Genomic DNA, 7,675 nt, shown 5'->3' with positions numbered 1-7,675 from the left:
TGACGGGCGAGCCGGACGCGGACGCCGTACGGATCGAGAAGACCCTGAACGCCTGGCTGGACGAGGACCGCAAGGCCGCCCCGCTGAAGACCCTGCAGGGCCTGGTCTGGTCCGAGGGCTTCGCCCGCGGCGACCTCGTCGCCCACTTCTACGCCGACGTCGTCCCCGCGCTGCGCGCCTGGCACGCGGCGGGCGTACGGCTGTACGTGTACTCGTCGGGGTCGGTGGCGGCCCAGCGGGCGTGGTTCTCCTCGGCCCCCGAGGGCGACCTGCTGCCGCTGGTCTCGGGGCTGTACGACACCGAGAACGCGGGACCGAAGCAGGAGCCGGAGTCGTACCGCCGGATCGCCGCGGCCACCGGCGTGCCGGCGGACCGGCTGCTGTTCCTCTCCGACCGCCCCGGCGAGCTGGACGCGGCCCGGGCGGCGGGCTGGCGGACCGTCGGCGTCCGGCGGCCCGGGGAGCCGTACTACGAGCAGGGTGCGGGCGGCCACGCGCAGGCGGGGACGTTCGACGAGATCACCGTCGTGAGGAGGGGCACATGACCGCCGGTATCGGCGCGCTCGACCTGGAGGAGGCGGGCGCGGTGCTCGCCGCCGAGTCCGCCCGGTTCGCCTCGTTCGGCTGGATGCGGGGCACGTCCGGCAATCTGTCGGTGGTGCTGTCCCGGGATCCGCTGCGGCTGGCGGTCACCGCGAGCGGCCGTGACAAGGGGGAACTGACCGCCGCGGACGTGGTGTTGGTGGACGGGCGGGGCGCGGCCGTGCAGGGCGGCAGGCCGTCGGCGGAGGCCGAGCTGCACGCGCGCGTGGCCGCGCTGACGGGTGCGGGCGCGGTGGTGCACGTGCACACCGTGGCCGCGGTGGCCATGGGGTGCCGGGCACCGGGCGGGATCGTGTTCCGGGACCTGGAGATGCTCAAGGGCGTCGGCCAGCCCGCCCATGACGTGGACGTGGTGCTGCCGGTCATCGCCAACAGCCAGGACATGACGGAGCTGGGCGACCGGCTGGAGGCCGCGCGCAACCCCCGGATGCCGGCGGTGGTCGTCGCCGGGCACGGGCTGTACGTGTGGGGCGCGGACCCGCGGCAGGCCCGGCACCACACGGAAGTGGTCGAGTGGCTGCTGGAGCTGGAGCTGGCGGGGACGTAGGACCCGTGCGGCCCCTCGCATAAGGTGCTGAGACATCCGATGTCTGGGCAAGGGGGAGGCCGGTCGTGGCAGTCACCGACGAGGCGATCGAGAAGATCAAGGGCATGATCGTCTCCGGTGCGCTGCGGCCGGGCGACCGGCTGCCCAAGGAGAGCGCGCTGGCCGCCGAGCTGGGCCTGTCCCGCAACTCCCTGCGGGAGGCCGTACGGGCGCTGTCGCTGATCCGGATCCTCGACGTGCGGCAGGGCGACGGCACCTATGTCACCAGCCTCGACCCGCAACTCCTGCTGGAGGCGGTGAGCTTCGTCGTGGACTTCCACCGCGACGACACGGTGCTGGAGTTCCTCGCCGTGCGCCGGATCCTGGAGCCGGCCGCGACCGCACTGGCGGCCTCGCGGATCGGCGCGGACCAACTGGACGCGCTGTCCGCCCGGTTGGACGCGCTGGGCGCGGATCCGTCGGTGGAGGAACTGGTCGCGGCCGACCTGGAGTTCCACCGGAGCATCGTGCGCAGCGCCGGGAACTCGGTGCTGTGCGCGCTGCTGGACGGGCTGTCCGGGCCCACCACCCGGGCGCGGATCTGGCGGGGGCTCACCCAGGAGGGCGCGGTCGGCCGCACCCTGCGCGAGCACCGGGCGATCCTGGGCGCGCTGCGCGACCGGGACGCGGAGGCCGCACGCTCCTGGGCGACCGTGCACATCGCGAGCGTGGAGCAGTGGCTGCGGGCCACCCTGTGAGTTCGGCCGGGGGGCGCCGTGGGAGGTGCGGCTTCTCGCAGGAATGGGGGTTCGTACGGGCTGGTCGCGCGGTTGCCCGCGCGCCTTGGGCGGGACCGCGTGCCCGGGTGAGGGCGCCGGGGTGTCCGGTGGTCGCGATCGGGGCAGTGATCCGTTCACTCCCCCGTGCAAGGGGGCTGCGGGCGCCCCCGCCGGACGCCGTAAGGTTGGTGGGTCAAGCGAGGGCACGTCGGAAGGAGGCACTGGGTGATCGAGCTGGAGGGGGTTCCCGAGCTGATCGACCCAGTCATGGTGGCCGCGTTCGAGGGCTGGAACGATGCCGGCGACGCCGCCTCCACGGCGGTCGCGCATCTGGAACGCGAGTGGAAGGGCGAGGTCTTCGCGGCGCTGGACGCCGAGGACTACTACGACTTCCAGGTGAACCGCCCCACGGTGTTCATGGACGGCGGTGTGCGAAAGATCACGTGGCCGACGACAAGGTTGTCCGTGGTGCGCGTCGGCGGCGAGAAACCGCGTGATCTGGTGCTGGTCCGCGGCATCGAACCGTCCATGCGCTGGCGTTCGTTCTGCAACGAGCTGCTCGGCTTCGCCCACGAGCTGGGGGTGGAGCTGGTGGTCATCCTGGGCGCCCTGCTCGGAGACACCCCGCACACCCGTCCGGTCCCGGTCAGCGGGGTCACGTCCGACCCGGACCTGGCTCGCCGGATGGACCTGGAGGAGACCAAGTACGAGGGGCCGACGGGCATCGTCGGTGTGCTGCAGGAGGCGTGCACGCACGCGGGCGTCCCGGCGGTCTCGCTGTGGGCGGCCGTACCGCACTACGTGTCCCAGCCGCCCAACCCGAAGGCCACGCTGGCGCTGCTCAACCGGCTGGAGGACCTGCTGGACCTGCGCATCCCGCAGGGCGAGCTGCCGGAGGACGCGCGGGCCTGGCAGGTGGGTGTGGACCAGCTGGCCGCCGAGGACAGCGAGGTCGCCGAGTACGTCCAGACGCTGGAGGAGGCCCGGGACACCGCCGAGCTGCCGGAGGCGTCGGGTGAGGCGATCGCCCGTGAGTTCGAGCGGTATCTGCGGCGGCGGGACGTGGGCCCTCCGGGCGGGAAGCCGAGGCCGCCGGCGGCCGGGGGCGGGTCCAAGGAGGACGACGAGGACAGCCCGGAGGACTGAGGCCACGGCGAAGGGGCGCTTCCCTTGCGGGAAGCGCCCCTTCTTCGTGTGGTCCGACGCCTCGGGCGGTGCCGCTGGGGGCCGTCGGACGTCAGCGGGCCCGTCGTGGCTGTCGCGCGGCGGCCCGCGCCCCTGACGGGGCGCTGCCCCTGGCGGTGCTTAGAGAGCCACCCCCAGCAGCGCGTCCACCGCTCGCGTGACCAGGCCGGGGCCGCCGGTGTCCGTGCCGCCCTCCGTCTCCTGCCGGGACGCCCAGCGGTCCACCGCTGCCAGGGCGGCGGGGGCGTCCAGGTCGTTCGACAGGGCATCGCGGATCTCTTCCACGAGCGCGTCGGCGGACGGGCCGTCGGGACGGGAGACGGCCGCGCGCCAGCGGGCGAGGCGGGCGACGGCGTCCTGGAGGACCTGGTCGGTCCACTCCCAGTCGGCGCGGTAGTGGTGGGCCAGCAGGGCCAGCCGGATGGCGGCGGGGTCGACGCCGTCGCGGCGCAGCCGGGAGACGAAGACGAGGTTGCCCTTGGACTTGGACATCTTCTCGCCGTGCAGGGCGACCATGCCGGCGTGCACGTACGCCTTGGCCATGGGGAACTCGCCGGTGAGCACCTGGGCGTGCGAGGCGCCCATCTCGTGGTGCGGGAAGGCGAGATCGGAGCCGCCGCCCTGGACGTCGAAGCCCATGCCGAGGTGGTCGAGGGCGATGGCCACGCACTCGATGTGCCAGCCGGGCCGGCCCCGGCCGAGGCTGCCGCCGTCCCAGCTGGGCTCGCCCTCGCGGGCCGCCATCCACAGCATCGGGTCGAGCGGGTTCTTCTTGCCCGGGCGGTCCGGGTCGCCGCCGCGCTCGGCGGACAGCAGCCGCATCGCGGCGGCGTCCAGGTTCGAGACCTTGCCGAAGTCCGGGTCGGACTCGACGGAGAAGTAGATGTCACCCTCCAGCTCGTAGGCCGCGCCGAGTTCGCGCAGCCGCTCCACGAGCGGGACGATGCCGGGTATCGCCTCGACGGCGCCTATGTAGTGCTTCGGCGGGAGCATCCGCAGGGCGGTCATGTCCTCACGGAAGAGGGCCGTCTCCTTCTCGGCGAGGGCGACCCAGTCGACGCCGTCCCGGTCCGCCCGCTCCAGCAGCGGATCGTCGACGTCGGTGACGTTCTGGACGTAGTGGACCTGCCGCTTGGTGTCGAGCCACACGCGCTGAACCAGGTCGAACGCGTTGTAGGTCGCCGCGTGACCCATGTGGGTCGCGTCGTACGGCGTGATGCCGCAGACGTAGATACGGGCGACGGGACCGGGGTCGAGGGTGACCAGGCCGCCGGTCGCGGTGTCGTGGATCCTCAGGTCGCGGCCCTGACCAGGCAGGGCGGGGACCTCGGAAGCGGGCCAGGCATGCATGTACATGAGCCTAACCGGCGCCGAGCTGCGGATACGAACGGGATCGGGCCGGATGGCCGGTTCCGCGCTCTTGTACCTCGGCGCCGGATGTGCTCACACGGGCGGCCACGGGATGGCGGGCCACTCGCCGCTGGGCTCCGGATGCACGCCCGAGGCGAGCAGAGCGTCGACACGCGCGCGCGTGGCGTCGATCTCGGCGGCCGTGATCAGTGCGGCCAGCCGCCGGCCCAGCTCCCCCGCCAGGCCGTCCCGCAGCCCCTTGAGGACGTCGACGGCCTCCGGGGTCAGGGGTTCCCCGGCCCAGCCCCACAGCAGCGTGCGCAGCTTGTTGTCGACGTTGAAGGTGACGCCGTGATCGATGCCGTACAGCCGGCCGTCGGCGGTGGGCAGCAGATGGCCGCCCTTGCGGTCGGCGTTGTTGATCACCGCGTCCAGGACGGCGAGCCGGCGCAGCCGCTCGTCGTCGGCGTGCACCAGCAGCGCGGTGCGGCCCTCGCCGACCTCGGCGAACCCGATCGCCCGCCAGCCCGGCGCCGGCTCCTCGGCGTCGACCAGGGCGAGCAGCTCCGCCTCGGCGTGGACGTCGATCCACAGCTGGCACATGCCCTCGCCGTACGGCCCGTCGCGCAGCACGGTGGGCGGCACGAGCCCCCAGCCGGTGGCCTCGGAGACCTCGTAGGCGGCCACCTCGCGGCCCGCGAGGGTGCCGTCGGGGAAGTCCCACAGGGGGCGCTCGCCGGCCACGGGTTTGTACACGCAGGAGGCCTGCCGGCCGTCCAGCACGACCGTGCAGAACAGGGCCGCGTTGGACGCCTCGCGGATCCGGCCGCGGACGGTCAGCTCACCCCGCGCGAGCAGCTCGGCGGGGTGCGGGCCGGCCCCGGCGGCCGGAGCCGTCACGCTCCGCGGCGGTATCCGTTCTGGCGCGGACATACGTGTCCTTCCGGATCGAGCGGGAGGCTGCACAGCGGACACGGTGGCCGCCCGGCGTTGACGACGTCGAGGGCGCGCTTGGCGAAGGCCCGGGCCTGCGCGCCGGTCAGCCGGACCCGCAGCATCGGGGGCCCGTTCTCCTCGTCCTGGAGCAGCCGCTCCTCGGCCTCCGCGAGGTCCTCCTCGGTGTCGGCGTCCAGCTCCACCAGCGCCTGGGCCTCGACGATCATGCGCTGGTCCTCGCCGTCCCAGGCCAGCGCCATGGTGCCGACGCGGAACTCCTCCTCGATGGGGGTGTCGAGGGGGGCGGTGTCGGCGATCTCGGTGGGGGCCACGGCGGGGACGGCGGCGCTGCCGCCACTACGCCGTACGACCTCGTCCAGCAGTTCGTCCATGCGCTCGGCGAGCGCGGCGACCTGGGTCTTCTCCAGGACCACGCTGGTCACCCGGGAGCCTGCGATGGCCTGGAGGAAGAACGTACGGCGCCCGGGCAGTCCGACCGTGCCGGCCACGAAGCGGTCCGGCTGGTCGTAGAGGAACACCTGACGGGACACGTCCTGTCTCCATTGATGTCGTGTGATGTCGTGGTATCGAGCGGTTCGGCGGTGCCGGCCGTGCGGATGTGCGACGGGGTGGGTCGCTTCACCCTACTGCGGCCGACGATCACGGTGCGCCCGCACCACCCCCGACCGGTGCGTCGCCGTCACCGGGTTCCTCGCGCGGGACGAGCGAAGCGAAATCCCCGGTGTCGCCGAGACGGACCAGGAACGGCCTGAGACGGGTGTAGCGGATGACGGTGACGGAGCAGGGCTCCACGGAGATCCGCTGGAAGAGATCGAGGTGCAGGCCGAGGGCGTCGGCGACGAGCGACTTGATGATGTCGCCGTGGGAGCACATCAGGTACACGGCGTCGGCGCCGTGCTCGCGCTCCACGCGCGCGTTCCACTCGCGTACGGCCTCGGCGGCACGGGTCTGCATGGCCCGCATGGACTCCCCGCCGGGGAAGGCGGCGGCGGACGGGTGGGCCTGTACGACCTCCATCAGCGGCTCGTCCTTCAGCTCGGCTAGCTTGCGGCCGGACCAGTCGCCGTAGTCGCACTCGCTGATCCGCTCCTCGGTGTGGGAGCGCAGGCCGGGGCGGGCCTCCAGCAGCGGCCGTACGGTCTCCTGGCAGCGCTGGAGGGGGCTCGTGACGACCTCGCAGACCGGCAGGGCGGCGAGCCGGGCGGGCAGTGCGGCGGCCTGCGCGGCACCGCGCTCGTCCAGGGCGACGCCGGGCGTCCGGCCGGCGAGCACCCCCGAGGTGTTGGCGGTGGAACGTCCGTGCCTTACGAGGATCAGCGTGGGCATGCGGACCAGGGTAGGCGCATCACCTGGTGCGCCGGTGGTCGGGCGAAGGGAGAATGCGCAGCGTGATCATGGACTGCGCCGTATACCGGCACGGACACCGCACCGAGGGCCCGGAGGACCTGTCCGACGCGCTCGCCGAGGCGCGGGCGGCGGGCGGATTCGTATGGATCGGGCTGTACGAGCCGTCGGAGCGGGAGTTCGACCTGGTCACCGACGAGTTCGGGCTGCATCCGCTGGCCGTCGAGGACGCCCTCAAGGCCCATCAGCGACCCAAACTGGAGGTGTACGACGACTCGCTGTTCATGGTGCTGAAGCCGGTCGTCTACGAGCCCGACAGCGACGCCGTCTCGGCCGGCGAGGTGATGGTCTTCGTCGGCGACTGTTTCGTGGTGACCGTCCGGCACGGCGAGGGCTCGCCGCTGGCGGCGGTGCGGCGCCGGCTGGAGGAGGAGCCGGAGATGCTCGACAAGGGCCCCACCGCCGTGCTGTACGCGATCGCCGACGCCACCGTCGACCACTATCTGGAGGTGGCGACGGAGCTGCAGACGGACCTGGACGAGCTGGAGGCGCAGGTGTTCCAGCCGGAGGTCGGCAGTTCGCGCACCACCGCGTCCCGGATCTACACCTTCAAGCGGCAGGTCCTGGAGTTCCGCCGGGCCACCGGGCCGCTGGCGTTGCCGCTGGCCCGGCTGGCCGGCAACGGCCCGCTCGGTGCGGTGCCCTTCGTGCACGACAAGGCGCGGCCCTTCTTCCGGGACGTGGGCGATCACCTGACGCGTGTGAACGAGTCCGTGGAGGGCCTGGACCGGCTGGTGTCGGACATCCTGTCGGCCCACCTGGCGCAGATGAGCGTGCGGCAGAACGACGACATGCGGAAGATCTCCTCGTGGGCGGCGATGGCCGCGGTGCCCACGATGATCGCGGGGATCTACGGCATGAACTTCGACCA

9 protein-coding genes are annotated in these 7,675 nt (G+C 72.8%); 5 read left to right on the top strand and 4 right to left on the bottom strand.

Annotated elements, in window-relative coordinates; all coding sequences use genetic code 11:
• From mtnC to CCN44_RS37085, 4 genes are all read left to right on the top strand, one after another.
• The coding region (mtnC, locus tag CCN44_RS37100) for an acireductone synthase (protein WP_244204026.1) at positions 1-545 on the top strand (545 nt) is incomplete at its 5' end.
• On the top strand, positions 542-1,150 hold the full coding sequence (mtnB, locus tag CCN44_RS37095) for a methylthioribulose 1-phosphate dehydratase (RefSeq protein ID WP_059248398.1): 609 nt from the start codon (positions 542-544) through the stop codon (positions 1,148-1,150). The genes mtnC and mtnB, both read left to right, overlap by 4 nt.
• Positions 1,151-1,215: 65 nt before the next feature.
• Complete coding sequence (locus CCN44_RS37090; protein WP_059248399.1) at positions 1,216-1,887, top strand: FadR/GntR family transcriptional regulator; 672 nt, start codon at positions 1,216-1,218, stop codon at positions 1,885-1,887.
• 246 nt (positions 1,888-2,133) lie between these two features.
• On the top strand, positions 2,134-3,054 hold the full coding sequence (locus tag CCN44_RS37085; RefSeq protein ID WP_059248400.1) for a PAC2 family protein: 921 nt from the start codon (positions 2,134-2,136) through the stop codon (positions 3,052-3,054).
• 159 nt (positions 3,055-3,213) lie between these two features.
• On the opposite strand, the gene mshC is transcribed toward CCN44_RS37085, so the two are convergent.
• From mshC to CCN44_RS37065, 4 genes are all read right to left on the bottom strand, one after another.
• The gene (gene mshC / locus CCN44_RS37080) at positions 3,214-4,443 is read right to left on the bottom strand and encodes a cysteine--1-D-myo-inosityl 2-amino-2-deoxy-alpha-D-glucopyranoside ligase (RefSeq protein ID WP_086703116.1); all 1,230 of its coding nucleotides are present in this window, start codon (positions 4,441-4,443) and stop codon (positions 3,214-3,216) included.
• A gap of 93 nt (positions 4,444-4,536) precedes the next feature.
• Positions 4,537-5,376 (bottom strand): SCO1664 family protein, encoded by an 840-nt coding sequence (locus CCN44_RS37075; protein ID WP_208639922.1) that lies wholly within the window; start codon positions 5,374-5,376, stop codon positions 4,537-4,539.
• Entirely contained in the window at positions 5,340-5,930 is a 591-nt protein-coding gene (locus CCN44_RS37070) for a DUF3090 domain-containing protein (protein WP_059248402.1), read from the bottom strand. Before CCN44_RS37070 ends, CCN44_RS37075 begins: the two co-directional genes overlap by 37 nt.
• A gap of 109 nt (positions 5,931-6,039) precedes the next feature.
• Positions 6,040-6,726 carry a histidine phosphatase family protein gene (locus CCN44_RS37065; protein ID WP_059248403.1) on the bottom strand — a complete coding sequence of 229 codons (687 nt, stop codon included), beginning with the start codon at positions 6,724-6,726 and terminating at the stop codon, positions 6,040-6,042.
• Between the two features lie 62 nt (positions 6,727-6,788).
• Here CCN44_RS37065 and CCN44_RS37060 point away from each other — a divergent pair.
• Positions 6,789-7,675, top strand: an 887-nt coding sequence (locus CCN44_RS37060) for a magnesium and cobalt transport protein CorA (RefSeq protein WP_167404073.1), incomplete at its 3' end; no start/stop codon positions are given.

The organism is Streptomyces tricolor (genome assembly GCF_002155905.1).
GTDB classification, from domain to species: Bacteria; Actinomycetota; Actinomycetes; order Streptomycetales; family Streptomycetaceae; genus Streptomyces; species Streptomyces tricolor.
This window is presented reverse-complemented; position numbering and strand designations above follow the sequence as displayed.